Here is a 25,490-nt window from a genome sequence, read left to right as displayed (position 1 = left end):
AGCCGTGGCCCTGCATGACACCCCGCTTCCCGAGTCGGCCGGGCCCGTCCCGTCCGCCCCGGCGGCACACGGGACCGCCCCCGCCCTTGATCCCACCGACCGGGGGCGCCTGCTGGCGGGCGCCCACCACGATCCGCACGCGCTGCTCGGCGCGCACCCGGTGCCGGGCGGCATCGCCTTCCGGGCACTGCGCCCCTTCGCGCATGCGGTGAGCGTGGTCACCGGTGGCGAGCCCGTCCCGCTCACCTCGGAGGGCGACGGCCTGTTCTCCGTGGTTCTGCCGCTGGACGCGGTCCCCGCGTACACACTGGCAGTGGCGTACGGGGACGAGGACGCCGTGGAGGTGCACGATCCGTACCGGATGCCGCCCTCGCTCGGCGAGTTCGATCTGCATCTGATCGCCGAGGGACGGCACGAGGAACTGTGGACCGCGCTCGGCGCGCACCCCATGACCCACCAGGGCGTGACCGGCACCCGCTTCACCGTGTGGGCGCCGAACGCGCAGGGAGTACGGGTCGCCGGTGACTTCACCTGCTGGGACGGCACGGCGTTCCCGATGCGCTCGCTCGGTGCCTCCGGCGTGTGGGAGCTGTTCCTGCCGGGAATCGGTGAGGGCGTCCGCTACAAGTTCGAGGTGCACTCCCGGCACGGTCACCGGGCCCTCAAGGCGGACCCGATGGCGCGCCTCGCGGAGGAACCGCCGAACACGGCGTCGATCGTGACGTCCTCGCACCACACGTGGGACGACGCCGAGTGGCTGGAGCGACGGGCCCAGGTGCCCGTGCACGAGGCGCCGTTCTCGGTGTACGAGGTGCATCTGCCGTCCTGGCGGCCGGGCCTGACCTATCGCCAACTGGCCGACGAACTGCCCGCGTACGTCAAGGACCTCGGGTTCACCCATGTCGAGCTGATGCCGGTCGCCGAGCATCCCTACGGTCCGTCCTGGGGCTACCAGGTCACCGGGTTCTACGCGCCGACCTCGCGGCTCGGCTCGCCCGACGACTTCAAGTACCTGGTCGACGCCCTGCACCGGGCCGGGATCGGCGTGATCATGGACTGGGTGCCGGCGCACTTCCCGAAGGACGACTGGGCGCTGGCCCGGTTCGACGGGGACCCGCTGTACGAGCCGGGGGACGCCCGGCGGGCGGAGCACCCGGACTGGGGGACGTACACGTTCGACTTCGCCCGGACCGAAGTGCGCAACTTCCTCGTCGCCAACGCCGTGTACTGGTGCCAGGAGTTCCATATCGACGGGCTGCGGGTGGACGCGGTCGCCTCCATGCTCTACCTGGACTACTCACGGGACTCCGGGCAGTGGGAAGCCAATGTGCACGGGGGCCGGGAGGACCTGGCCGCGGTGGCGTTCCTGCAGGAGATGAACGCGACCGTGTACCGGCGGTGCCCCGGCGTGGTGACGATCGCGGAGGAGTCGACCGCGTGGGGCGGGGTGACCCGGCCCACCGACAACGGCGGGCTGGGATTCGGCCTGAAGTGGAACATGGGCTGGATGCACGACTCGCTCGAGTACGTCTCCCACGAGCCGGTCCACCGCAAGTACCACCACCACGAGATGACGTTCTCGATGGTGTACGCCTACAGCGAGAACTACGTCCTGCCGATCTCGCACGACGAGGTCGTGCACGGCAAGCAGGCCCTGGTGTCGAAGATGCCGGGCGACTGGTGGCAGCGCCGGGCGAACACCCGGGCCTACCTCGGCTTCATGTGGGCCCACCCGGGCAAAAAACTGCTCTTCATGGGGCAGGAGTTCGCGCAGGGCGCCGAGTGGTCCGAGCGGCACGGTCCCGAGTGGTGGCTGCTGGACGACGCGTACCACTCCGCGGGCGACCACCGCGGGGTACGGGACCTGGTGCGTGACCTCAACACCCGTTACCGCGCGACGGACGCGCTGTGGCAGCGGGACACCAACCCGGCGGGCTTCCGCTGGGTCTCGGTGGACGCGGCCGAGGACAACGTGTTCGCGTTCCTGCGGTTCGACGCCGAGGGCCGGCCGCTGCTCTCGGTGTCGAACTTCTCCCCGTCGTCCGGCACGAATACCGGCTCGACGTGCCCGCCGACGTGACCGCCTGGCAGGAGGTCCTCAACACGGACGCGGCCCGGTACGGCGGCGGTGACGTCACCAACCCGGACCCGGTCAAGCCCGAGGACGGCTGTATCCGGATCACGCTCCCGCCCCTCGCGACGGTGTGGCTGGTGCCGGACGTCCCGTGAGGTCCGGCGGCTCCCCGCGCTGTACCCGCGCCGGACGGCAACCGGCGCGGGTACAGCGCGTCCTGACGGAACGTACGGATGGGCCCGGCGACGCCCCGGCCGGCCACGTGCGGTATACACGGGCGTGGTGATCATCACCATCGGCTCCGTCCGGGGCCGCGCGTACGCCCCGGTTCGGGGCCGCCGGGCCGTGCGGCTCACGTCCGGTCCGGGGGCGCGGGACCTCCGAGATCATCGGTGTGGCCACACTTCCCGCGATCCCGGCCCCGGAACGCCCCGGCTCGGCTACATTCAGGCCCCGCCGATGACTCTGCTCGTCGGCCGAGTCACAGCCCGTACATGTCAGGAGCAGTGCATGCGCGACCTCGCTCTCGCTCCCTGGGCCGCCTCGCCCCGGACAGGCGGCCTCGCGGACAGTCTCTTCGAGACGGCCGCCGAGAGCCCCACCCTGCCGATGCTCGCCCGCCGCACCGGCCCGGCCTCCGCGACCTGGGAGGAGATCACCGCGCTGGAGTTCCGCGACCAGGTCGTCGACCTGGCCAAGGGACTGGTCGCCTCGGGGCTTTCCCCGGGCAACCGCGTGGCGATCATGGCGCGCACCCGCTACGAGTGGACGGTCCTGTGCTACGCGCTGTGGACCGTGGGCGCCGAGGTCGTCCCCATCTATCCGTCCTCCTCACGCGACCAGGTGGAGTGGATCCTCCGAAACTCCGGCTGTGTGGCCGTGATGGTCGAGGACGAGCAGGGGGTGATGACCGTCGGGTCCGTGTGCGCCGCGCTGCCGCTGTTGCGACACGTCTGGCAGCTGGACTCGGGGGCGCTGGACCAGCTGGTGGCGCGCGGCGAGTACATACCGGCGGCCATGGTCGACTCGCTGCGCCGGATCGTGCTGCCGGACTCCACGGCCGTGATCGCCTACACCTCCGGCACCTCGGGGCACGCGAGGGGGTGCGCACTGAGCCACCGCAACCTGGCCGCCCCCTGCGACACCCTGCTGGCGGGCTGGGCCCACACGGCGGCGCCGCCGGGAGAGCAGGCCGTGGTCCTCGCCTACCTGCCGTTCTCCCATGTGTACGGGCTGATGATTCAGGGCCTGTGCGTGCGCGGCGGCCTGTTGATGGGGCACGAACCCGATATCGGCGCGGAGTCCCTCTCCTCGGCCCTGCGCACCCTGCGGCCCACCTATCTGTACGCGGTCCCCTCCCTGCTGGAGAAGATCTACAAGAACTTTATGCGCGCCTCCCAGCAGGCCGGGCGCGGAGCGCTGTTCGAGCGGGCCGCCGACACGGCCCGCGACTTCGCCGCCGCCGTGGAGCGGCGGCGGCTGGGCCGGGGTTCGGGGCCCGGCTTCGACCTGCGGCTGCAGCACTCCCTGTACGAGCGCACGGTCTACCGCAAGCTCCGGGCCGCGCTGGGCGGCCGGGTACGCAGGGCCACCTCGGGCGGTTCGACCCTCAGCCGCGACCTGTCCCTCTTCTACGAGGGCATCGGCATCTACGTCCACGACGGCTACGGGCTCACCGAGACCGGTGGCGGTGTGACGATGCAGCCGCTCGGCAGGGAGAAGTCCGGCACCGTCGGGCGGGCGCTGCCGGGCAGCGAGATCAGGGTGGCCGACGACGGGGAGATCCTGGTGCGCGGACCGTCGGTGTTCCAGGGCTACCTGGGCGACGAGGCCGCCACCCTGACCGCGCTGGCCGGCGGCTGGCTGGCCACGGGTGACCTCGGCCGGGTGGACTCGGAGGGCTATCTGACGATCACCGGCCGCAAGAAGGACATCATCATCACCAGCAGCGGCAAGAGCGTCGCGCCGGCGGCCCTGGAGCAGCGGTTGCGGATGCACCCACTCGTCCACCAGGCCGTCGTCGTGGGCGACGACCGGCCCTGTGTGGGGGCGCTGATCACCCTGGACCCGGAGTTCCTGACGCACTGGCGGGCGGCTCTCTCACTGCCGGGCGATGCGCCGACCCGGGAGGCCCGGGAGGAGAACGCGCTGCGTGAGGAGATCGCGCGGGCGGTCGCCGCGGCGAACAGCAGTGTGTCGCGTTCGGAGTCGATCCGGGTGTTCCGGGTGCTGTCGGAGCCGTTCGACGTGACCAACGGGCTGCTGACGCCGTCGATGAAGCTGCGCCGGGACGAGATAGTGCGACGCCACGCGCTGGAGATCGACGCGATGTACCACTCGCGTTCGCGTCCGAAACGGGCTCCGGCGCCGGAGGAGCCGTCGGTCTGGGACGACTCGGACAACGTCTTCCGCTGACCGCGCGGCAGGCGTCGTCAAAGTGACGTGGGTGTCACCCGAAGCGCACGGACATACGGGCGCGTAGGCTCCGCCGACCCGGGAACCCACAGACCAGGGAGACGAAGGAAAAGGACAGCGGCACATGAACGACTGCCCGTCGAAGCCGGGGCAGGGAAGGCGACATGGCATCCGAGCCGTATAGGGACAAGTCACTGGCCGCCGAGGAGATCACGGACCGCGTCGCCGGTTTCCACGGGGATCTGCACGACGTCACCGACGCACGCCTGGTGGCGGAGGAGTTCCTCTTCGACCTGGCCCGCGTGTCCGCGCCGGCGGCCCCGGAGCACTGGGACGACATCCTCCTGGTGGTCACGGAGCTGGCCGCCAACGCGGTCCAGTACGCGCCGGGCCCCTTCGAGATGCGGTTGCGCCGGACGTTCGACGGGGTCCATGTGGTGATGCACGACACGAACACCACCACGCCCGCGCCCCGGCCCTTCCGGCCCAGCCGCGGCGGGGGCGGGATCGGCTGGCATCTGATTCACACGCTGTGCAACCAGGTCAGCGTCGTCGGCACCGACCACGGCAAGGACATCCATGTGTTCCTGCCCTGGTGACGGCCGTGGGGTGGCGGCCGTGGGCGCCCGCCGGCCGCCACCCCACGGTCGTCAGCAAATCGGGCCGGCCAGCCCCCGGTAGTACTCGCCGACCGCCGTGAGGTACTCGGGGTCCATGGTCTCGCTGTCGGTCCTGAACCGGGGCGCCGCCTTCACCTCCGCCCTCGTGCAGGACACCGTTATCCTCCGCTCGCCGGTGTCGACGGCGGTGATGACGCCGACCGGCACGAGAAGGCTCCGGCCGAACACCCAGACGCCGGTGTCGACGACCAGGTGCCGCATGGAGTGATGGTCGGCCTGCCGGTCCACATGGCCGATGGTGCCGTCGCTCGCGACGACGGTGTATCCCGTCAGGTCCAGATCCTGCCCCTGGGCGGGACCCAGCTCCGGCGCGTATGACCAGATGCTGTCGATGGGCACGCTGCTCCTTGCCTCCCCGGTGAATGACGCTCCCGGAGCGGGCGGGTCCGTCATCGTCCCGACCGTCTCCACAGCAGCCAACTACCCGGCTGGAGCCGGTGCATTCGGCGGACACCGCCACAAAACCGGTCCCGGGCGGCGACCGGGCCGGTGTGCGGGGCACCGCATGACTCGGTGATGCGGGGGTAGGCGGCCGCACGTGCGGCCACACCCGGCCGCCGGCTCGTGTGGGAGGTTGAATTCGTGTCCATGGTTCCGAACCCGTTGTCCGTCGAGGTGACTGTGCCCCGGGAGGACGCCGTCCTGCTGGCGGTTCAGGGATACCTGGACGCCGACACCGCGAAGGAGTTTCAGCATCACCTGGCCAACCAGTTCCATCACGGACGCCGACACTTCCTGCTGGACCTGTCGGCGGTGCCCTTCATGGACTCGTCCGGCATGAACATCGTCCTGCGCGTCTACCAGGAGGCCCGTGATCTGCCGGGGAGCGTGCACATCATCTCCCCTTCCCCCACGGTGCGCCGCGTCCTGGACCTGACCGGCGTGAGCATCACGGTTCCGTTGTCCGAGAGCGTCGAGGAGGCGCTGGAGCGCGTCGATTCCCTGCCGGGCGCACCGACCGAAGCCGAGTCCTGAGCGGCGCGGCGGAGGCGCCGCCCTCGGGTCGCTTGTCCGGCACGGGATGCCGTACCGGCCGGGAGCGTCGTTAGAGTGGTCGTCCGGCAAGGTCACAGCACCGTCTCGGCGCCTGTCACGGGCTCGGTGCGGCAACGATGAGGAGGAGACACAGGTGCCTGAGCGCGAAGCGGGCGAACCGCTCGGAACGCCGACGCTCGAGGTCAGGGACTTCCTGCGGCTGAGACGTGAGCAGATCGCCCAGCGGTGGGCGGACGAGCCCCTGTTCCGTGCGGTGTTCACCCTCTCGCGCGACGAGGCGGTGGAGGCCGGCAAGGCAGTCGTCGACGCCCTGGCCCAGGTCGCCGACGCGGAGCGGGTCGAGGACTCCGACGCCGCCGGGTTCACCGGTGTCCGTGAGCAGCTGGCGCGGATGACCGCGGCCCGCAGCCGCGCGGGTCTGTCCGCCACGCAGGTGTCGAACGAGCTGGCCGCCCTGTGGCCGCCGGTCGAGAACCTCCTCGCCGCCGACCTGGACCAGGCCCCGCCCGAGGAGCTGCGGGCGTGCGCGACCACGCTGAGCGTGCTCATGGGCACCCTGCGCGTGGTGGCCATGCAGATGGCCCTGAGCGAGGTGCAGGCACTCATCGACCGGCAGCGTCTGCAGCTGCTGGAGGTGGCGACGCCGGTCATCAAGCTCTGGGACGGGATCGTCGCGGTCCCGCTGATCGGGACGCTCGACAGTGCCCGCAGCCAGGTCGTGATGGAGACGCTGCTGAACGCGGTGGTCGACCAGCACGCCCGGTTCGCGATCCTCGACATCACCGGGGTGCCGACGGTCGACTCGCTGGTGGCGCAGCATCTGATGAAGACGGTCGCGGCGGCCCGGCTGATGGGCGCGGAGTGCGTCGTCTCCGGTATCCGTCCGGCGATCGCACAGACCATGGTCCACCTGGGTCTCGACCTCGGCTCGGTACTCACCCGGGCGAGCCTCGCCGACGCGCTGGGCTACTGCATGCACGAGCTGGGGGTCGACGTCGTGAGCACGGCGGCCGGCAGTGCGGCCCGCCGGTGAGCGAGGCGTTCTCCCGCCCGGTCGCGGGACATGTGCCGGTGCTGAGGCTCGGCGACGTGCTTCTGGTGACTCTCCAGGGCGACCTGCACGACAGCACGGCCCAGCAGCTCCAGCAGGACCTGTCGGAGACCATCGCGAGCAGCGGGGTCACGGGGGTGGTGATCGACATCTCCGGCGTGGAGATCGTCGACTCCTTCCTCGGGCGGGTGCTCGCCGAGATCGCGGCGCAGTCGTCGCTGCTGGCCGCGCGGACCGTCGTGGCCGGGATGCGGCCGGCGGTCGCCATCACCCTGGTGGAGCTGGGGCTGACACTGCCGGGGCTGCGGACCGCGCTCGACACCCAGGCGGCGATGGCACTGCTCGAACAGCCCGTCGTGCGGTCGCGCGCGGGTGGTACGCGCCGGGAGCTCCTGTGACGCCCACCGCCTCGGGGGTCGAGGCCTGCCTGCCCATCCGGTTGGACATGGACCTGGTGTGGGTGCGCCAGCATGTGCGGCAGGCCGCCGCCCTGCTCGGCTTCGGACTGGTGGACCAGACGAAACTGGTCACCGCCGCCAGCGAGCTGGCACGCAACACCCTGGTGCACGGCGGGGGCGGGCAGATGGACGCCTCCCGGGTGTCCGCCGGGTTCGGTGGCGGACTGCGGCTGACGTTCACCGACTCCGGGCCGGGCATCCCCGACCTCGACCGGGCGCTCAGCGACGGCTACACCTCCGGCGACGGGCTGGGGATGGGGCTGGGCGGCGCGCGGCGCCTGGTGCACGAGTTCGAGGTCGAGAGCACAGTGGGGTCGGGGACCACGGTGCGGGTGACCTCCTGGGTGAACCGGCCGCCACGTGCACGGGAGGAGATCTGATGCCACGCCTCTGGGACGTGCCGGTGCGGGACTCCACCCGGGTGCGGGACGTCCGGGTCGCCGCCGAGGATGCGGCGGCCCTGGCCGGTCTCGACGAGCGGAGCACCGCCGCCGTGTCGCTGGTCGCGACGGAGCTCGCCACCAATCTCCTCAAGCACGCGCGGGACGGTGAGGTGCTCATCGACGTCGTACAGCCGTCCGTGCTCCGCGAGGGCGACCGGGCGCGGGCCGTGCAGATCGCCGCGGTCGACCACGGGCCGGGCATCGCCGATGTGGCCGGCGCGTTGCGGGACGGGTTCAGCACGACCCGCTCACTGGGAGCGGGCCTCGGCACCTGCCGACGGCTCTCGGACGAATTCGGCCTGCACAGCGTGCTCGGCCGGGGCACGGTGGCGGTGGCCCGTGTGGGTGGCGGCGCCCCGCCGTCGCCCGGCGGGGACGGCCCGCGCGGTGACGGTGAGCCGTCGGTGCCCGTGATCCGGGCCGGCGGGGTCAACGTCCCCTACTCCAGGGCCGGCCACTCGGGGACGCCTGGGTCTGGGTCAGGTCCGGGGACCGGCACACCCTGATGCTGGCCAACGGGCTGGGCCACGGCCCCGAGGCGGCGCGTGCCTCCACCGCCGCGGTGGACGCGGTGCACCGCCGACCCCATCTCACCCCCGCCGAGGCACTGCGCCGACTGCACGAGGAGCTGGGCGCCACCCGCGGCGCGGCCGTCGGGGTGGCCCAGCTCGACGCCCGGACCGGGCGGCTGCGGTTCGCCGGGATCGGCAACATCGGGGCCCGGCTGCGCGAGGGCGACCGGTGGCGTGCCCTGCTCTCCCGGCCCGGCATCGTAGGTGTCCACCGGCCCGGCACCATACGCGAGGACGATCTCGCGTGGTCCGCCGGCAGCGTGCTCATCCTGCACACCGACGGCCTGCCCAGCTCCTGGGCCCCGCCGTCCGACCCCTTCCTCACGGCGACCGACCCGGCCGTGACGGCCGCGGTGACGATCCGCGACGCGAGTAGTGCCGCCCGCCCCGTGCGGGACGACACCGCGGTGGCCGTCCTGACCTCCACGCCACCGGACCGGCCATGACGCACGTATGGCAGATCAGCGGCGTGACCGACGCGGCACGCGCGCGTGTCTCGCTGGCGCGGCTGGCCGCCCGCCACGGGGTGCCCGCCGTCGAACGGGCCCGGCTGGCGGCGGAGCTCGGCATCCGGCTGCGGCAGTGCCTGGCCAAGGGCGGCACCTGGCGGCTCACCGTGGGCACGCCCGGCTCGGACGACGGGCAGGGCCTGCTGCACGCCGTGCTGTTCCCCCGCCGGACGTGAGCGCCGCCGGGGAGACTCCGTGGGAGGTGACGGTCCCCTGCCCGGAAGCGGGCAGGCCGGACGACGGAAGCACGGTGACGGACGATCCGGCCGATCTGGCCCAGGCGCTGCTGAGCGCCGACGAGGACACGACTCAGGTGCTGGACCGGCTCGCCGAGCAGGAGGCACTGGTCGCCTTCCACCGGGAGGAGCTGCACCAGACCAACCAGGGCGTCCTGGCCCTGCACGCCGAGCTGGACGCGGCGGGACGCGCCCAGCGGGAGGCGTTCGCCGCCGAGCACCGGGCCCGCAAGGAGGCGGAGAACGCACGCCGCAGGCTGACGTTCCTGGCGGACTCGAGCGCCGTGCTGAACGCCTCCCTGAACCACGACGAGATCGTGCGCCGGCTGCCCGAACTGCTGGTGCCGCGGTACGCGTCCGGCGTCGACGTATGGCTCTTCGACGACGACGACGATCCGCACCGGCCCCCGCCACGTCCGGCCGCGGCGGTACGCGCGGCCCGGACCGGGCGGCCGCAGTACGCCGCCGACCATCCCGGTGGGCTGAACGGCGTGGACGACCAGCCCCCCTCCATGCTCGATCCCGGCCGGCCGCTGCTGTGCGTACCGCTGCTGACGCGCCGGACGCCGCTGGGCGTGCTCACCCTGACGCCGCCCGGTGAGCGCTGGGACCCGGACGACGCGGTGATGCTGCTCGAGCTCACCCGCAGGGCCAGTATCGCCATCGACAACGCCCGCCGCTTCGAGCACAACCGCGACATCGCCGAGACGCTGCAGCGCGCCCTGCTCACCGAACTGCCCACGACCCCGGGGCTGAACCTGGCCGCCCGGTACCTGCCGGCCACACACGGCATGAACATCGGCGGCGACTGGTACGACGCGTTCCACCGGCCGGACGGGAGTCTGATCGCGGTCATCGGCGACGTGACCGGGCACGGACTGCACGCGGCGGTCATGATGAGCCAGCTGCGCACCGCGCTGCGCGCCTACGCCGTCGATGTCGGCAGTCCCGGCCGGCTGCTGACCCGGCTGCACAGGTTCCTGCACCAGCTCCAACCCCATCTGTACGCCACGGCCGTCATCGCCCGTTTCCACCCGGACGAGTCCACCCTGACATGGGCCGCCGCGGGGCATCCGCCGCCGGTGCTGCGGCTGCCCGACGGGCGGGTGCGCACCCTCGACGCCAAGCCGGGCGCGATGCTCGGGATCCCGCTGGAGCAGAAGATCGCCGACCACACCGAACAGGTGGCGCCGGGCTCGACGCTGGCGCTCTACACGGACGGGCTGGTCGAGCGGCGCGCCCAGGGCATCGATCCGGGCATCGGGCGGCTCGCGGCGACGCTCGGCTCGTTCGGCCCCGCGGAGCTGGACACGGACCTGGAGGGCTCGGCGGACCGCGTTCTGCACCCGATGCTCAGCGACTCCGAACGCGACGACGACGTCTGTCTGCTGCTCTGCCACCTGCGCGGCTGAGCCGCCGTGCCCGCCGGGCGGCGGCAGGCCGGCCCGCCCGCCCGCGTCATGGGCTTCCCGGTGCGTTCCGGCTCCGGTGCGGGCATCGTGGTGCTGAACGTTCCCGCGTGCCGGAGCCCCTCAGGCGCCGGTGTGACGCGTCACGCGCCGCGATCAAGGAGGTGCCGGCCAGCGATCCCGGGGCACATGAAGGGCGTCGACGTTCGAGACAGACCGTGTGGAGCCGCAGAAAGGGATGAACACCGTGACACGACCCAGGATCCTGGTGGTGGGCGGAGGCTTCGCCGGCGTGGCGTGCGTTCGCCGGCTGGAGCGGAAGCTCTCCCCGTGGGCAGCAGACATCACCCTCGTGACGCCGTCCTCCTACCAGCTCTACATGCCGCTGCTCCCCCAGGTCGCCTCCGGTGTGCTGACACCGCAGTCGGTCGCCATCTCCCTGCGCCGCAGTGCGAAGTACCGCACCCGGATCCTCCCGGGCGGGGCCATCGGCGTGGACCTGAAGTCCAAGGTCTGCGTCATCCGCACGATCACGGACCGGATCGTCACCGAGCCCTACGACTACATCGTGCTGGCCCCCGGCAGTGTCACCCGCACCTTCGACATCCCCGGGCTCACGGATCACGCCTACGGCATGAAGACGCTGGCCGAGGCCGCCTACATCCGCGACCACGTGATCGCCCAGCTCGACCTCGCCGACGCCAGCGAGGACCCGGCCGAACGGGCCGCGCGGCTGCAGTTCGTGGTGGTCGGCGGCGGTTACGCGGGCACCGAGACCGCCGCCTGTCTGCAGCGGCTGACCCACGCCGCCGTCGAGCGCTACCCGCGTCTGGACCCGGGCCTGATCAGGTGGCACCTGATCGACATCGCGCCGAAGCTCATGCCCGAGCTGGGCGAGAAGCTCGGGCGCAGCGCGCAGGAGATCCTCACCCGGCGCGGTGTCGAGATCTCGCTCGGTGTCTCCCTCGCGAAGGCGGGCCCCGAGGAGGTCACCTTCACCGACGGCCGGGTGATCCCCACCCACACCCTCATCTGGACGGCCGGCGTCGTCGCCAGCCCGCTGATCGCCACGCTCGGCGCGGAAACGGTCCGGGGGCGGCTCGCGGTCAACGCCGACATGCGTCTGCCCGGCCACGACGGGGTGTTCGCCCTGGGTGACTCCGCCGCGGTGCCCGACCTCGCCAAGGGCGAGGGCGCGGTGTGCCCGCCGACCGCGCAGCACGCCATGCGGCAGGGCAAGCAGGTCGCCGACAACGTCATCGCGACGCTGACCGACCGGCCGCTGCGGCCGTACCACCACAAGGACCTCGGGCTGGTCGTGGACCTGGGCGGCACCGACGCCGTGTCCAAGCCGCTCGGTGTGGAACTGCGGGGCCTGCCCGCCCAGGTGGCGGCCCGCGGGTACCACTGGTCGGCGCTGCGTACCAACGTCGCCAAGACACGGGTCATGACGAACTGGCTGCTCAACTCGATCGCCGGGGACGATTTCGTGCGTACCGGCTTCCAGGCCCGCCAGCGCGCCAAGCTGCGGGACTTCGAGTACACCGATGCCTATCTGACGCCTGAGCAGGTGCGGGCGCACATCGAGGAGGCGGGCAGGCGGGTGCGGTGACCCCGTTCCCCCGGCTGCCCCGCCCGTTCGGTGCCCCGCCGGCCCGGTGATCCTTACGGGGGGCGTCCGGCGGGTGCCGCCTCGGCACGTGCCATGCTGGCATTTCGATCAACGCGAGCGACAGGAGAGTGTGCGGCGGCGTGAAAGCGGCGGGGCACTCGGTGCGGACACGGCTGCGGGACCGCCTGGCGGCGTCGGATCCCGGGCTGTTGCGACTGACGGCCGGGCTGCGGACGGTGGGCGCCATCGCGCTGACGCTGGCCGTGCTCGCCCTCATGGGGGCCGGCGTCCCCCAGCTGGTGGCGGGTGCGATGACCGCCACGGTCGCCACCTTCGCCATTCGGGAGAAGCAGCGCGGCGCCCAGGCCGCCACGCTCGCCCTCGGTCTTCCGGTGGCGCTCGTGTCCGTGTCGCTCGGCGCGGTGCTGAGCGAACGGGTCGTCGTCGGTGACGTCTTCTTCACCGTCCTCATCTTCTGCGCGGTGTACGCCCGCCGGTTCGGCGACCGCGGGACCGCCCTGGGGCTGATCGGCTTCCAGGTCTACTTCGTGTCCCTGTTCATCGGCGCCTCCCCCGGGGGACTGCCCGGGATGTGGGCCGCCCTGGCCGCCGCGTTCGTGTGCAGTGCCGTCATGCGGTTCGCCGTCGTCCCCGTGACCCCGGCCGGGCTCCTCGCGCGGTTGCGGGATGCCTTCCGTGCCCGGCTGGCACAGCTCGTGACGGCGCAACTGGCGCTGCTCGACGCCGCGCCGGACGAGGTCGACAAAGCGCTGGAGGACGTCCGCGCGGGCACCGCCCGGCTGCACGAGACGGCTTTGATGATCCAGACGCGGCTGGAACAGGGAACCCCCGACGAGTCGTCGGCGCGACTGGTGCAGCGCCGGATCGCCGACGCCGAGATCGCCGCCGAGCGGCTGGGCCTGCTGCTGCTGTCCGCCCGCAGCGCCGAACGCGCGGACACGCTGACCCTGCATCTGCCGGGCGCGCCCGCTCCCGAGGCGGGCCGGACGGCGGCGCCGGACGAGGCCACCGCCGGGCTGCGCCGCGATCTGCTCGCGCTGCGTACGCTGGTGCTGCTCGCCGGGCCCGGGGTGCCGGGAACGGCGGTGGCGCACGTGCGCAACCGGCTGCTCGCCTACCGGGACGAGGAGAACCTGCCGGCGTGTTCCCCGGCCCTCCAGGACGTGTTCCGGGCCATCGGCGAGTCGGCCCGTGCGGTGATGGGCCTGCGGATCGCCCTGGACGGTCCGCAGGACGAGTCGGACGACACCCCTGCCACGGCTCGCTCCCGGGAGGAGCTGGACGCCGAGGACGCCTCCATCGACGCCGGGAAGCAGGAGGAGACGGCCGAGGAGGACACGGGGCTGCGACGACCCACCACCCGGGCTGCCGTACAGGTCACCGTGGGCTCGTCGCTGGCCATCGCCGGCGGTGAGCTGTTGTCCTCCGAGCGCTGGTACTGGGCGGTCCTGACGTGCTGGATCGTCTTCATCAACACCTCGTCGACGGGCGAGATCCTGGTCAAGGGCTACCGGCGGCTGCTGGGTACGGTCCTCGGCGTGGTCGCCGGCGTCGCGCTGGCCGGGCTGGTGGGCGGGCACACCTGGACGACGTTCGCCCTGATCCTGGTGCTGATCTTCGCGATGTCCTACACGGCACCGCTCTCGTACACGCTGATGTCGTTCTTCGTGACGGCGATGGTGGGGCTGCTGTACACGCTCCTGCACACCTACAGCTGGGAGGTGCTGGTGCTGCGTGTGGAGGAGACCGCGCTGGGTGCCGCCTGCGGGGTGATCGCCGCGGTCCTGGTCCTGCCGGTGCGCACGGACCGGCGGACGAACGAGTTGCTGGGCACCGTGCTGGAGCGGCTCACCGAGGTCACCGAGGCCGCCGTCGACCAGCTCAGCGGCGGGCCCACCGTCGATCTGCTGGACCGGGCGCGGGAGCTGGACCAGGCGCTGGGCGATCTGCGCTCCGCCACCCAGCCGCTCACCCATCCGGTCACTCCGCTGCGGGGCCGGCGGGACACCGCGCGGTACGTCGTGGCGCTCCTGGAGACCTGTGCGTATCACGCGCGCTCGCTGGCGGCGACGGCCGAACTGCTGCCGGCCCATCCCTCGATCGCGGCGGATCCACGGCTGCGCGGGGCGGCGGGGCGCACGGTGCGCAACATCGCGGCGATCGCGGCCCGGGTCGCGGACGAGGACGTCACGGCCAGGATCGAGACGGGGCCGAGTTTCGCCTCGCTGCTGGGCGGTTCCGGCGACGACGGCGCCTCCCGCTACGGCCGGATCACCGGCCGGGTGCTGCGGCATCTGGAGCGGCTGGACGAAGCGGTGGTGGGTCTCGCCCGCCCGCTGGACGTACCGCTGGCGACGCGCGAGCGGTGACGGACGTTCCGCGGCCGGCGGCCGTGCCCGCGACCTCGCGCGATCCGGTGGGCAGGTCCGTTCAGAAGTCGGTGGGCAGGCCGCTGGCCTCGGCGATGCCGCGCAGTTCGTCGTTCTGCCGGTGCCGTTCCCTGATGTAGCCGGCGATCTCGTCGAGCCGGGACGGATCGGCGGCCGTGGTGGCGTCGGTGACCACGCGGACCGGGCCGTTCTCGTCGACGTCCAGCTCGACCACCTCGTTGTCCATGCGGCCGGTGACGGCTGTGGCGATGACGAGGGCGGCCTCGTCGCGGACCTCCTGGGGCAGTTCTTCGTCCCCGCCGTCCAGGGCGACGTCGAGACCGGACAGGTGGTGTTCCTCGATCGCCCGGAGCACCGGCTCCACCAATCGGAGCAGCAGGCGGTAGTCCTCGGTGTCCATCCGGATGCGCAGCAGGTCGAGGTAGACGTCCACGGGCCGGCCGTCCGGTGGGATCTCGGATTCACTCATCTGCACCATGTTCCCCTCATGCGGTCGCTCATACGACAGGACGTGGGACTGCTGGAGACGGTACGGCGCTCAGGCGTGCCCCCGATGGGTGGCCGTCGTCCGTCGGCCCATCGCGTTGGCGCGCACGCGGGCGCAGCTGCGGTTGATGAGCCGGGAGACATGCATCTGGGAGATCCCCAGCTGGTCGGCTATGCGGCTCTGGGTCATGTCCTCGAAGAAGCGCATGTACAGGATGGTGCGCTCGCGCTCGGGCAGGCGGCGCAGCCCCTCCTTTGCGGACTCGCGGTCGACCACGACGTCGTAGGCCGTGTCCGAGGCGCCCAGGGTGTTGGCCAGGCTGTAGCCGTCGTCGTCGGGCGACATCTCCGCGTCCAGTGACAGGGTGCTGAAGCTCTCCAGCGCCTCCAGGCCGGCTGCGACCTCTTCCTCGGTCAGCCCCGTGTGCTCGGCGAGGACGGCGGGCGAGGGTTCGGGGCTGCCGGGCGTCTGGGTGAGGTCCCGCCGGGCGGTCCGTACCTTGTTGCGCAGTTCCTGCACCCGGCGGGGGACCCGCAGGGCCCACATCCGGTCCCGGAAGTGCCGCTTGACCTCGCCGGTGATGGTGGGGACGGCGTAGCTCTCGAAGGCTCCGCGGGCCGGGTCGAAGCGGTCCACCGCCTTGACCAGTCCGAGTGCGGCCACCTGACGCAGGTCCTCGACGGATTCGCCGCGGTCGCGGAATCGGCCGGCGATGCGGTGGGCCATGGGCAGCCACGCGGTGACGAGTTCGTCGCGGACGGCGTCCCGCTCGGGGCCGTCCTCCAGGGACGCCAGCCGGGCGAACAGAGCCGCGGTGTCGGGGGCGTCGTCGTGCCGCCTGCGCGCGCCGCGGGCCGTGGGGGCGGCCGCCGTGATGGTCGTGGGCGTCGTGGTGGCGGGGGTGTCGGGGCGGTCGGTGGGGGTGTCTATGAGCATGCGATTTCGCTCCCGAACGTGGATTTCAGGGTGGTCTACCGCGGGACGGCCGCTGCGGGGACGTCCGGAGGGGATTCCTCAGCAGCCATGTCTCTCCCGCTGGCGCGCCTCCGGTCCGAAGCACGACCCTCCGACTGCCCTCCCGTCGGTGGCGCAAACTCCACTTCCCGGCGCAATCTGCCGAACGGGCTCGGCGGGCCTTCAGGGCAGGGGGACCACGGCGGTGATGCATTTGCCGCCCGCGGGCAGGTCGGCCACACGGATGTCCCGGCACAGCCGGCAGACGATGGGCCAGCCTCGGCCGCCGGGTGTGAAGCGTCCCTGCCGGTCGGTCGACGGCAGTGCGACGGGCAGTTCCGCGCTGCGGTCGCTCACCGAGACGCGCACTTCGGGCCCGGTGACGTCGACCCGGAAGTCGGTGATGCCGCCACCGTGCAGGATCGCGTTGGTGGTGAGTTCGGAGGCGACGAGCAGCGCGTCCGCGAGGGCGTCGGTGTCGCACGGCGCGTGCGTGGCGCGGCAGCGCTCGCACACCGCCTGCCACACGGCCCTGCGCGCCTCGGCGGGCCGCGGCCGATACGGCCGCCGCGTACCGGCGCGGCGAGCGCCGGGCGGGGCGATGTCGGTTCCGGTCATGCGCTCCTCGCACATTGTTCGGCTCCTTGGTCGATGAGGAATGTCACCTCTTTCGGCTCACCTGCCCCGGCACCGGCAAACCTTCCGAGCTTTTCCCGAGTGCCTGTCATTCCCACGGCGCAACGGGGTAGGCGAACCTCATGACCGGTGTGGTGGACTCGGACGAACTGGTGCGGCGGATCCAGCGGGCGCGGGCTCACGCGGCCCATGAGGAGCGGTTGTGGCGGACGAGGAGCGCCGAACTCGAACGGGCCGATCCCGCGGAGAAGGGAGTCGCCGACATGCACAGGCTGGCGTACGAGGCCGTGCTGCGGGTGCTGGACGAGATCCTGACCCCTGGCAGGTCCGATGTGTGGAGCTGACCGGCCGGTTTAGAGCTGTTTCCGACCCGGCGGAAGTGAAACAGGTCACGCGACCCGGTTCTGGCGGCGCACACCCGCGAAGATGGTTTATCGTTCACCCATAAGTGGTGACGGAGTCGACGCCCGTCCTCCCTCCACCACCTTTTACCGCCCTGGCTGGCTTCCCCCGTCCAGCCAGGGCTTTCACATGCCGAAGTGCCCCGGACGGCGGCAGCGGCTCCAATGGACGTAGGCACCGGTACCGAATGCCCGGCGAGGAGTCCTGCTTCATGACCAAAGCGATCAAACTCCTGACCGCCCTCCCCCCGGAACAGCGCCAACGCCTGATGGCGCTCGCGCGCGAGGTGGCCTTCCCGGAGGACACCCGGATCTTCGAGGCGGGGGGCACCGCCGACCGTTTCTGGGTCGTCCGTTCCGGTGCGGTCTCCCTCGACCAGCGGGTGAACGACCTGCGCCGGGTGACGGTCGCCACCCTCGGTGCGGGCGACCTGCTGGGTTGGTCCTGGCTGTTCCCGCCCCACCAGTGGGACTTCGGTGCCGAGGCGTTCAGCCCGGTCCGCGCCTACGAGTTCGACGCGGCGGCCGTGCTCCGGCTGTGCGAGGAGGATCCGGCGCTCGGGCTGACGCTGGTGCGCTGCGTCGCCGAGATCCTCGCGCACCGGCTGGAGGCCACGCGGAGCCGGCTGATGGAGCCGCACACGACGCGCAGGCACGGCGCACTGTAGACCCGGCGCCCGCGGGCCCGGCCCGGCCACACCTCACACGCGGTAGCGGCGCAGCGCCGGCATCACGGCGGCCAGGGCGAGCATCACCACGACGACCAGGAGCCCGCCGCCCGCCACCGCCGTACGGGGGCCGAAGGCGGAACCGGCGGTGCCGTGCAGGACGTCGGCGAGCCGTGGGCCGCCCGCGACGACGACGGTGAAGACGCCCTGCATCCGGCCGCGCATCTCGTCGGTCGCGGCGGAGAGCAGGATCGCCCCGCGGAAGACCATCGAGACCATGTCCGCGATTCCGGCGACGGCGAGGAAGGCCACGGCGATCCAGAGGCTGTCGCTGAGCCCGAACCCCGTGATGGCGATGCCCCACACCACTACGGATCCGATGACCATCCAGCCGTGCCGGCGGGCCCGGGAGAACGTGCCGGAGAACAGTCCGCCCGCCACCGCGCCGATCGGGATGGCGGCGAACAGCAGCCCCAGCGCGAGCCCCTCGTCGTAGGACGCGTAGGTCTCGGCGGCGAGCTGCGGGAACAGGGCCCGGGGCATGCCGAGGACCATGGCGACGATGTCCGCCACGAACGACAGCAGCAGCACCGCGTGCCCGGAGATGTAGCGGAATCCGTCCAGGATCTCCCGGAGGCCCGCGCGCCGCGTCACCGTGGCGTCGAGCGGCGGCAGGGCGGGCAGACGGTGGACCGCCCACACCGTGACGCACAGCGCCAGCGCGTCGATCAGATAGAGCTCCGCCAGCCCGACGACCGGGATGAGCGCACCCGCGAGCAGCGGTCCGGCGATCTGGCCGGTCTGCATGACGGTGGAGCCCAGGGCGTTGGCGGCGGGCAGCTCCTCCTCGGGGACCAGGCGGGCGATGGAGGCGCTGCGGGCCGGGGCATTCAGTCCCCAGAACGCCTGCTGCACCGCGAGCAGGGCCATGAGCACGGCGACGGAGTCCAGCCCGGTGACGGCCTGTGCCCAGAACAGGACCGAGGTGACGGCGATACCGGTGTTGGTGATCAGCAGGAGCTTGCGACGGTCCATGGCGTCGGCGACGGCGCCGCCCCAGAGGGCGAACACGATCAGTGGCAGCAGACCCGCCAGGCTCGCGACGCCGACCCAGGCGGAGGAGCCGGTGATGTCGTAGATCTGCTTGGGCACGGCCACGGCGGTGAGCTGGCTGCCGACCGCCGTGACGATGGTGGACGCCCACAGCCGGCGGTAGGCCGGGCGGCGCAGGGGCCGGGTGTCCATGGCCCACCGGCGCAGGCCGCGCGGCCGGGGCTGCCCGGAAGGACCTGCCGGACGCGACGGACCTGACGGATCCGACGCCGCCCGCTTGAAGGCGGCCTCCTCGGCCTGGGGTTCGGTGCTGCTCTCGCTGGTGTCCACGACCGTCCCGGTTGGTGACTACATCTTTTTACCGGAGTTCACTATGGCAGGACCGGTGACGGCGCCCGCCCGCAGTGTCAGCTGCCGGCGATGAGCGTGCCGCCGAGGACGATCATGGTGGTCGCGACCAGGCCGTCCAGGATCCGCCAGGCGGTGGGCCGGGCCAGGAAACGGCTCAGCAGCCTGGCCCCGAAGCCGAGGACGGCGAACCAGCAGAGGCTGGCCAGCACGGCGCCGAGGCCGAACGTCCAGCGTAGCGGCCCGTGGTCGGCGGCGACCGAGCCCAGCAGGAACACGGTGTCGAGGTAGACGTGCGGGTTGAGCCAGGTCATCGCCAGACAGGTGAGCACGGCGCGACGGCGTGAACTCACGGCCTCGCCCTCCGCCCGCAGCCCGGCCTCGCCCGGCCGGACCACGCGGCGCGCGGCCAGGAGGCCGTAGCCGAGCAGGAAGAGGCCGCCGGTCCAGCCGACCGCCGTCAGCGCACCGGGCCACGCCACGACCAGCGCGCCGACCCCGCCGACGCCGAGGGCGATGAGGGCCGCGTCGGACACGGCGCAGATGCCGACGACGGCGAGGACCGCCTCGCGGCGGACGCCCTGGCGCAGGACGAAGGCGTTCTGCGCGCCGATGGCGACGATCAGGGAGAGGCCGGTGCCGAATCCGGCGGCGGCTGTGGTCAGGGCGCTGCTCATGCGGAGGACGTTAGAGGTACCGCTCCGGCGCAGTACAGCTAATGTTTCTTACGTATCCTTAGCCGATGTGATGGACGACCTGCCGCTCGACCAGGTACGAACCCTGCTCTCCGTGGTGGACGAGGGCACCTTCGACGCGGCCGCGGCGGCCCTGCATGTGACGCCCTCCGCGGTCAGCCAGCGGGTGAAGGCGCTGGAGCAGCGCACCGGGCGGGTGCTGCTGCTGCGCACGAGACCGGTGCGGCCGACCGAGTCGGGGGAGGTGCTGGTGCGGCTCGCCCGCCAGGTGGCTCGGCTGGAACGGGACGCGTACGCGGAGCTGGGGCTGGGCTCCGGCGGGGAGCCGACGCGGGTGTCGGTGGCGGTGAACGCGGACTCCCTGGCGACCTGGTTCCTCGCGGCCCTCACCCGGGTACCGGGCGAGCCGCGCCTCTCCTTCGAGTTGCGCCGCGAGGACGAGGCCCACACCGCGGCCCTGCTGCGCGAGGGAGCGGTGATGGCCGCGGTGACCTCGTCGCCCGAAGCGGTGCCGGGCTGCTCCGTGCGGCCCCTGGGGCGGATGCGCTATCTCCCCGCGGCCAACCCGGAGTTCGCCGCGCGGTACCTCACGGTGCCGCTGGAGGAGACACTGCCGCGGGCGCCCGTGGTGACCTTCGACCGGCGGGACGACTTCCAGGACGCCTTCGTGCGCCGGCTCACCCGCGGGCGCACCGGGGCGAGCACGAGCCGGACCTCATTCCGACCTCGGAGGGGTTCGCCGAGGCGGTCGCCGCGGGCCTGGGCTGGGGCATGGTCCCCGAGACCCAGGCCAAACCCCTGCTGCGGGCAGGCCGGCTCACCGTCTTCGCCCCGGCTCACGTGGCCGAAGCACCCCTGTACTGGCAGCAGTGGAAGCTGGACTCCCCGGCCCTCGCAGCGGTGGCCGACGCGGTGACGGCGACGGCGGCGACGGCACTGCGTGCTTAGTTCCGCCTCGGGTCGGCCCGCGCTGTTGTCGGCCGGGCGCACGAGCGGTGACGCATGCCATGGGAAACGCTGTTTCCTCAGGTGTCGACAGGTGACCCGAAAGGAGTAAGGCTTTCAAAGGTGCGTATCCACTCCGATCGCAGGTGATTTTCCATGGACGACTGGCGGAACCGCGCGGCATGCCGGAACGAGGATCCCGACCTCTTCTTCCCGATCGGGACCTCCGGCCCGGCCCTGTTCCAGACGGAGCGGGCGAAGGAGGTGTGCCTGCGCTGCCCCGTCCAGGAGCCGTGCCTCGACTGGGCGATGAGTACAGGGCAGGCCCTCGGGGTGTGGGGCGGCACGAGCGAGACGGAGCGCCGCGCGCTGAAGCGCCGCGTGGGCGCGCGCCGCGCCTGAGTCACCGCACGTGTGGTCCGCGCGTCCCGCCCGCCGGGCCGGGCCCGGCGGGCGGCAGTAGGCTCGCGGGAGACCACGGGAAGGGGCAGACCATGAGCGTACGCGTGCGCCGTGTCTACGAACCGCCTGAACCGGACGACGGCGTCCGCGTCCTGGTCGACCGGTTGTGGCCGCGCGGTCTGGCGAAGGACATGGCACGCGTGGACGAATGGCCCAAGGGGCTGTCCCCGTCGACGGAGCTGCGCCGCTGGTACCACATGGGCGAGCGGCCGTACGAAGAGTTCCGCGGACGCTACGAGGCGGAGCTCGCCGCTCCCGAGGCGGCCGAACTCCTCGACCGTGTGCGGGAGTTGGCGACGAAGGGCCAGGTGACCCTGCTGACCGCGTCCAGGGAGCCGGCGACCAGCCACGCCGAGGTACTGGCCCGCCTCCTCGACGACTGACGCGCCGGCTACGCCGTCTGCCGCGCCGCCGCCCGTCCCGCCGCGCGCCCCGAGAAGAGGCAGCCGCCCAGGAAGGTGCCCTCCAGGGCGTTGTAGCCGTGGACGCCGCCGCCGCCGAAGCCCGCGACCTCGCCCGCCGCGTACAGCCCCTCGATCGGCTGCCCCGCGCCGTCCAGCGCGCGGGAGTCGAGGTCGGTCTGGATACCGCCAAGGGTCTTGCGGGTGAGGATGTGCAGCTTGACGCCGATCAGCGGGCCGGCCGCGGGGTCGAGAATGCGGTGCGGGGCGGCCACGCGGCCGAGGCGGTCGCCGATGTAGCGGCGGGCGTTGCGGATGCCCTGCACCTGGGCGTCCTTGGCGTAGGGGTTGGCGATCTGCAGGTCGCGGGCCTCGATCTGGCGGCGAACGACGGCAGCGTCGAGCAGGGGCTTGTCGGTGAGGGCGTTCATCCTCTCGACGAGTTGCTCCAGGGTCGGGGCGGTCACGAAGTCCGCGCCCTGGCGCAGGAACGCGTCGACCGGACCGGGGGCGCCCCTGCCCAGCACGCGTTCACGCAGGAACCCGGTCCGGTCCTTGGCGGTGATGTCGGGGTTCTGTTCGGAACCCGACAGCGCGAACTCCTTCTCGATGATCTTCTGGGTGAGGATGAACCAGGAGTGGTCGTGTCCGGCGATGTCCCCGGTGGTGCGCAGGTGTGCGAGCGTGCCCAGGGTGTTGTAGCCGGGCAGGCAGGGCTCGGGCAGCCGGCGGCCGAGGGCGTCGAACCACATCGAGGACGGTCCGGGCAGGATGCGGATGCCGTGACCGGGCCAGATCGGGTCCCAGTTCCGTATGCCCTCGGTGTAGTGCCACATGCGGTCCCGGTTGACCAGGCGCGCGCCCGCGCGGGCGCTGATGTCGAGCATCCGTCCGTCCACGTGGGCCGGGACTCCGGTGATCATCTCGCGGGGCGGGATACCGAGCCGCTGCGGCCAGTGGCGGCGGACGATGTCGTGGTCGGCGCCTATGCCGCCACTGGTGACGACCACGGCCTGGGCGGTGAGTTCGAAGTCGCCGATCGCCTCGCGGCTGGAGGCGACACCGCGCGGTGCGTCGTCCTGGGCCAGCAGGGTGCCGCGCACTCCGCGCGCGGTGCCGTCCTGGACGACCAGTTCGTCGACCCGGTGGCGGTGGTGGAAGGTGAGCAGCCCGTCGCGCACGGCCTGCCGGGCGTGGCGTACGAAGGGTTCGACGACGCCGGTGCCGGTGCCCCAGGCGATATGGAAGCGGGGCACGGTGTTGCCGTGGCCGTCCGCGCGGAGGTCGCCGCGCTCGGCCCAGCCGACGGTGGGCAGGAACGAGATGCCGTGTCCGTCCAGCCAGGACCGCTTCTCCCCCGCCGCCCACTCGACGTAGGCACGGGCCCAGCGCACCGCCCAGGAGTCCTCGTCCTGGAGCCGGTCGAATCCCGCGCTGCCCTGCCAGTTGTTCCAGGCGAGGTCGAAGGAGTCCTTGATGCCGAGACGCCGCTGCTCCGGGGACCCGACGAGGAACAACCCACCGAAGGACCAGAAGGCCTGCCCGCCGAGGTTGGCGGCGTTCTCCTGGTCGACGAGGGCGACCCTGCGGCCCCGGCTGGTCAGTTCGTGGGTCGCGACCAGGCCCGCGAGACCCGCTCCGACGACGATGACGTCGGCATCCATGACGACCGTCCCTTCCTCATCCGCGTCGGTGCGCGGCCGGTTCGGCGCTGCCGTCGGTGAGCAGCGCGGTCAGTAGTTGTTTCAGCCAGGCGCGGGCGCGGACGACGTCCCCGTCCAGCAGCAGTTGGGTGGTGACTCCGTCGTAGGCGGCGACCACGGCGTGCGCGGCGCCCTCGACGGTGCCGAGGACGGCGGGCAGTTCGGTGTGGCCGCGGGCCCGCGCCAGCCGGTGCGCGATGGCCCGGCGCAGCCGCGCGCGGTGTTCCAGCAGGCTGCGGGACACCTCCGGGTCGCGGGCTGCGCGCACCAGGAAGTCGGTCTTCACCAGCAACCAGTCCCGATCGAGCAGCAGCACCTCGGTGACGCGGTCCACGGCGGCGGGCACATCGAGGTCGGGTCCGTCCAGGGCGAGGGCCGAGGAGACCTGCTCCGCGATGAGCTCGGCGCGCTCCGCGTACAGGGCGAAGAAGAGCTCGTCCAGGCTGGCGAAGTTCGAGTAGAAGGCGCCCCTGGTGTAGCCGGCGGCCTCGCAGACCTCCTCGATCGAGACATGTCCGAAGCCCTTGGCCGCGAACACGGAGAACGCCGCCCGGAGGAGGTTCGCGCGCGTGCGGACACGGCGTCCGGTCACGCGTCGTCCGGGCGCCGCACGCCCGGCTTCGCCGTCCACGGGCATGCCGCCCACCTCCGTTCGATACGCGAACGTATCCGATGCACCGACGTATCCAGAAGGGCTTCGACGGAACTGGAGCTTTCATTCGCACGGAGGGTGCGCCGCACCCAGGGGCCCGCACCCCGTGCTGGTCGAGGCGCGTGACGCGCTGGGCGCGCACTACCGCGACGAGCCGGGCGAGCCGTTCACCACGGCCGGGCCCGATCCGGCCGCAGGCGTCCTGATCTGCTTTGCTGGTGGCCTTCGGGCAGACGGCGGAACGCGGGACGATCATGCGGGCAGATGTGCGGCACGTGGCCGACGGCACCCACCTGGTGCACGGCTCGAACACCAACTGGGTGATCCTCCAGGAGGGGGACGCCGTCACCCTGATCGACACCGGCTACCCCGGCGACCGCGGGCAACTCCTCGCCTCCCTGGCGGAGGTGGGCAGTGCACCGGAGGCGGTCACGGCCGTACTGATCACCCACGCGCACACGGACCACCTGGGCTCCGCCGAGTACCTGCGGGCCGCGTACGGCACGCCCGTGTACGCCCATGAGGCCGAAGTCCCGCACGCCCGCCGGGACTTCCTGCACCAGGTGACCGTCGGACAGATCCTGCGCAACGGCTGGCGGCCGGGCGTGCTGCCCTGGGCCCTGCACGCGCTGCGCTCCGGCGGCACGGCGCACGTGCCGGTCGCCGCCCCCGAGCCGTTCCCGCGGCCCGAACCGCGCTCCGACGCACCGGATCCGCCCGGCCCGCTCGATCTGCCCGGCCGGCCGGTTCCCGTGCACACACCCGGCCACACCGACGGGCACTGTGCCTTCCACCTCCCGGACACCGGGACAGTGGTGTCCGGCGACGCCCTGGTGAGCGCTCACCCGACCTCCCGGGTGAGCGGACCGCAGATGCTGCCCGGCATGTTCCACCGCGAGCGGGCCACCGCCCTCGCCTCGCTGGACGTCCTGGCCGGGCTGGAGAGCGACCTCCTGCTGCCCGGACACGGCCCCGCGCACGAGGGGTCCCTGCGGGACGCGGCTCGACTGGCCCGTGAGCGCGCGCAATAGCGCTGACGCGCAAGTAGATCGGTGCCAAGGTCACCAAGGCCCCGGCGTCTTCGATGTGCCCACCCCACGGCGGGCGGCGAAGCCGCCCTGGGTCGCTCGCCCGTGAACGCATCACGTGGATTCCGGCGCGGCGGCACACAGCCGCACGGTACTGTGATCGCGCGAGTACGGAACATGTTCAGGGGAAG

21 protein-coding genes and 4 pseudogenes are annotated in these 25,490 nt (G+C 72.2%); 17 read left to right on the top strand and 8 right to left on the bottom strand.

Annotated elements, in window-relative coordinates; translation table 11 throughout:
• Positions 1-4: 4 nt before the first annotated feature.
• The 3 genes and pseudogenes from glgB to WJ438_RS36160 all read left to right on the top strand — a co-directional run bounded on the left by glgB (position 5) and on the right by WJ438_RS36160 (position 5,088).
• Positions 5-2,229: pseudogene (glgB, locus tag WJ438_RS36170) on the top strand (1,4-alpha-glucan branching enzyme).
• A gap of 355 nt (positions 2,230-2,584) precedes the next feature.
• On the top strand, positions 2,585-4,489 hold the full coding sequence (locus WJ438_RS36165; protein WP_406728927.1) for an AMP-dependent synthetase/ligase: 1,905 nt from the start codon (positions 2,585-2,587) through the stop codon (positions 4,487-4,489).
• Positions 4,490-4,653: 164 nt separating this feature from the next.
• On the top strand, positions 4,654-5,088 hold the full coding sequence (locus tag WJ438_RS36160; protein ID WP_406728926.1) for an ATP-binding protein: 435 nt from the start codon (positions 4,654-4,656) through the stop codon (positions 5,086-5,088).
• Positions 5,089-5,139: 51 nt separating this feature from the next.
• On the opposite strand, the gene WJ438_RS36155 is transcribed toward WJ438_RS36160, so the two are convergent.
• Positions 5,140-5,508: a PRC-barrel domain-containing protein gene (locus WJ438_RS36155; protein WP_406728925.1), complete on the bottom strand. Its 369-nt coding sequence runs from the start codon at positions 5,506-5,508 to the stop codon at positions 5,140-5,142.
• Positions 5,509-5,757: 249 nt separating this feature from the next.
• On the opposite strand from WJ438_RS36155, the gene WJ438_RS36150 reads away from it, so the two are divergent.
• The 8 genes and pseudogenes from WJ438_RS36150 (at position 5,758) to WJ438_RS36115 (ending at position 14,845) form a co-directional block, all read left to right on the top strand.
• Positions 5,758-6,144: an STAS domain-containing protein gene (locus WJ438_RS36150; protein WP_406729915.1), complete on the top strand. Its 387-nt coding sequence runs from the start codon at positions 5,758-5,760 to the stop codon at positions 6,142-6,144.
• Positions 6,145-6,298: 154 nt separating this feature from the next.
• The gene (locus WJ438_RS36145; RefSeq protein ID WP_406728924.1) at positions 6,299-7,198 is read left to right on the top strand and encodes an STAS domain-containing protein; all 900 of its coding nucleotides are present in this window, start codon (positions 6,299-6,301) and stop codon (positions 7,196-7,198) included.
• Entirely contained in the window at positions 7,195-7,614 is a 420-nt protein-coding gene (locus WJ438_RS36140; RefSeq protein ID WP_406728923.1) for an STAS domain-containing protein, read from the top strand. Before WJ438_RS36145 ends, WJ438_RS36140 begins: the two co-directional genes overlap by 4 nt.
• A gap of 47 nt (positions 7,615-7,661) precedes the next feature.
• Positions 7,662-8,054 carry an anti-sigma regulatory factor gene (locus WJ438_RS36135; RefSeq protein WP_406729914.1) on the top strand — a complete coding sequence of 131 codons (393 nt, stop codon included), beginning with the start codon at positions 7,662-7,664 and terminating at the stop codon, positions 8,052-8,054.
• Positions 8,054-9,135: pseudogene (locus WJ438_RS36130) on the top strand (SpoIIE family protein phosphatase). Before WJ438_RS36135 ends, WJ438_RS36130 begins: the two are co-directional and overlap by 1 nt.
• A pseudogene (locus WJ438_RS36125) lies at positions 9,132-10,846 on the top strand (PP2C family protein-serine/threonine phosphatase). The pseudogenes WJ438_RS36130 and WJ438_RS36125 overlap by 4 nt, the downstream one beginning before the upstream one ends.
• Before the next feature lie 235 nt (positions 10,847-11,081).
• On the top strand, positions 11,082-12,455 hold the full coding sequence (locus tag WJ438_RS36120; RefSeq protein WP_406728922.1) for an FAD-dependent oxidoreductase: 1,374 nt from the start codon (positions 11,082-11,084) through the stop codon (positions 12,453-12,455).
• 140 nt (positions 12,456-12,595) lie between these two features.
• The gene (locus WJ438_RS36115; RefSeq protein ID WP_406728921.1) at positions 12,596-14,845 is read left to right on the top strand and encodes an FUSC family protein; all 2,250 of its coding nucleotides are present in this window, start codon (positions 12,596-12,598) and stop codon (positions 14,843-14,845) included.
• Between the two features lie 61 nt (positions 14,846-14,906).
• Here WJ438_RS36115 and WJ438_RS36110 read toward each other — a convergent pair whose 3' ends face one another.
• The 3 genes from WJ438_RS36110 to WJ438_RS36100 all read right to left on the bottom strand — a co-directional run bounded on the left by WJ438_RS36110 (position 14,907) and on the right by WJ438_RS36100 (position 16,940).
• Positions 14,907-15,335, bottom strand: a complete 429-nt coding sequence (locus WJ438_RS36110) for a hypothetical protein (protein WP_406728920.1) — start codon at positions 15,333-15,335, stop codon at positions 14,907-14,909.
• 69 nt (positions 15,336-15,404) lie between these two features.
• Positions 15,405-16,289, bottom strand: coding sequence for a SigB/SigF/SigG family RNA polymerase sigma factor (locus WJ438_RS36105; protein ID WP_406728919.1), 885 nt, complete (start codon positions 16,287-16,289; stop codon positions 15,405-15,407).
• A gap of 201 nt (positions 16,290-16,490) precedes the next feature.
• Entirely contained in the window at positions 16,491-16,940 is a 450-nt protein-coding gene (locus tag WJ438_RS36100) for an ATP-binding protein (protein ID WP_406728918.1), read from the bottom strand.
• Between the two features lie 125 nt (positions 16,941-17,065).
• On the opposite strand from WJ438_RS36100, the gene WJ438_RS36095 reads away from it, so the two are divergent.
• Both WJ438_RS36095 and WJ438_RS36090 read left to right on the top strand, forming a co-directional pair.
• Positions 17,066-17,287, top strand: coding sequence for a hypothetical protein (locus WJ438_RS36095; RefSeq protein ID WP_406728917.1), 222 nt, complete (start codon positions 17,066-17,068; stop codon positions 17,285-17,287).
• A gap of 269 nt (positions 17,288-17,556) precedes the next feature.
• The gene (locus WJ438_RS36090; protein WP_406728916.1) at positions 17,557-18,012 is read left to right on the top strand and encodes a cyclic nucleotide-binding domain-containing protein; all 456 of its coding nucleotides are present in this window, start codon (positions 17,557-17,559) and stop codon (positions 18,010-18,012) included.
• Between the two features lie 33 nt (positions 18,013-18,045).
• Here the strand turns inward: WJ438_RS36090 and WJ438_RS36085 are convergent, their stop codons facing one another.
• A complete protein-coding gene (locus tag WJ438_RS36085; RefSeq protein ID WP_406728915.1) occupies positions 18,046-19,395 on the bottom strand; it encodes an MFS transporter in 1,350 nt (449 codons plus the stop codon).
• Positions 19,396-19,472: 77 nt separating this feature from the next.
• Positions 19,473-20,090: a LysE/ArgO family amino acid transporter gene (locus WJ438_RS36080; protein ID WP_406728914.1), complete on the bottom strand. Its 618-nt coding sequence runs from the start codon at positions 20,088-20,090 to the stop codon at positions 19,473-19,475.
• A gap of 70 nt (positions 20,091-20,160) precedes the next feature.
• Here WJ438_RS36080 and WJ438_RS36075 point away from each other — a divergent pair.
• From WJ438_RS36075 to WJ438_RS36065, 3 genes and pseudogenes are all read left to right on the top strand, one after another.
• Positions 20,161-21,056, top strand: a pseudogene (locus tag WJ438_RS36075) (LysR family transcriptional regulator ArgP).
• Between the two features lie 153 nt (positions 21,057-21,209).
• The gene (locus WJ438_RS36070; RefSeq protein WP_406728913.1) at positions 21,210-21,455 is read left to right on the top strand and encodes a WhiB family transcriptional regulator; all 246 of its coding nucleotides are present in this window, start codon (positions 21,210-21,212) and stop codon (positions 21,453-21,455) included.
• A gap of 92 nt (positions 21,456-21,547) precedes the next feature.
• On the top strand, positions 21,548-21,898 hold the full coding sequence (locus WJ438_RS36065; RefSeq protein ID WP_406728912.1) for a DUF488 domain-containing protein: 351 nt from the start codon (positions 21,548-21,550) through the stop codon (positions 21,896-21,898).
• 8 nt (positions 21,899-21,906) lie between these two features.
• On the opposite strand, the gene WJ438_RS36060 is transcribed toward WJ438_RS36065, so the two are convergent.
• Positions 21,907-23,580: an FAD-binding dehydrogenase gene (locus WJ438_RS36060; protein ID WP_406728911.1), complete on the bottom strand. Its 1,674-nt coding sequence runs from the start codon at positions 23,578-23,580 to the stop codon at positions 21,907-21,909.
• A 16-nt stretch (positions 23,581-23,596) separates the two neighbouring features.
• Entirely contained in the window at positions 23,597-24,256 is a 660-nt protein-coding gene (locus tag WJ438_RS36055; RefSeq protein WP_406728910.1) for a TetR/AcrR family transcriptional regulator, read from the bottom strand.
• 269 nt (positions 24,257-24,525) lie between these two features.
• Between WJ438_RS36055 and WJ438_RS36050 the strand changes: the two genes are divergently transcribed.
• Positions 24,526-25,302, top strand: a complete 777-nt coding sequence (locus WJ438_RS36050; protein WP_406729913.1) for an MBL fold metallo-hydrolase — start codon at positions 24,526-24,528, stop codon at positions 25,300-25,302.
• Positions 25,303-25,490: the final 188 nt, after the last annotated feature.

This window comes from Streptomyces sp. GD-15H, from assembly GCF_045291515.1.
Lineage (GTDB): Bacteria > Actinomycetota > Actinomycetes > Streptomycetales > Streptomycetaceae > Streptomyces.
Note: the sequence above shows the minus strand (reverse complement) of the source record. Positions and strands in the feature narration are given on the sequence as shown.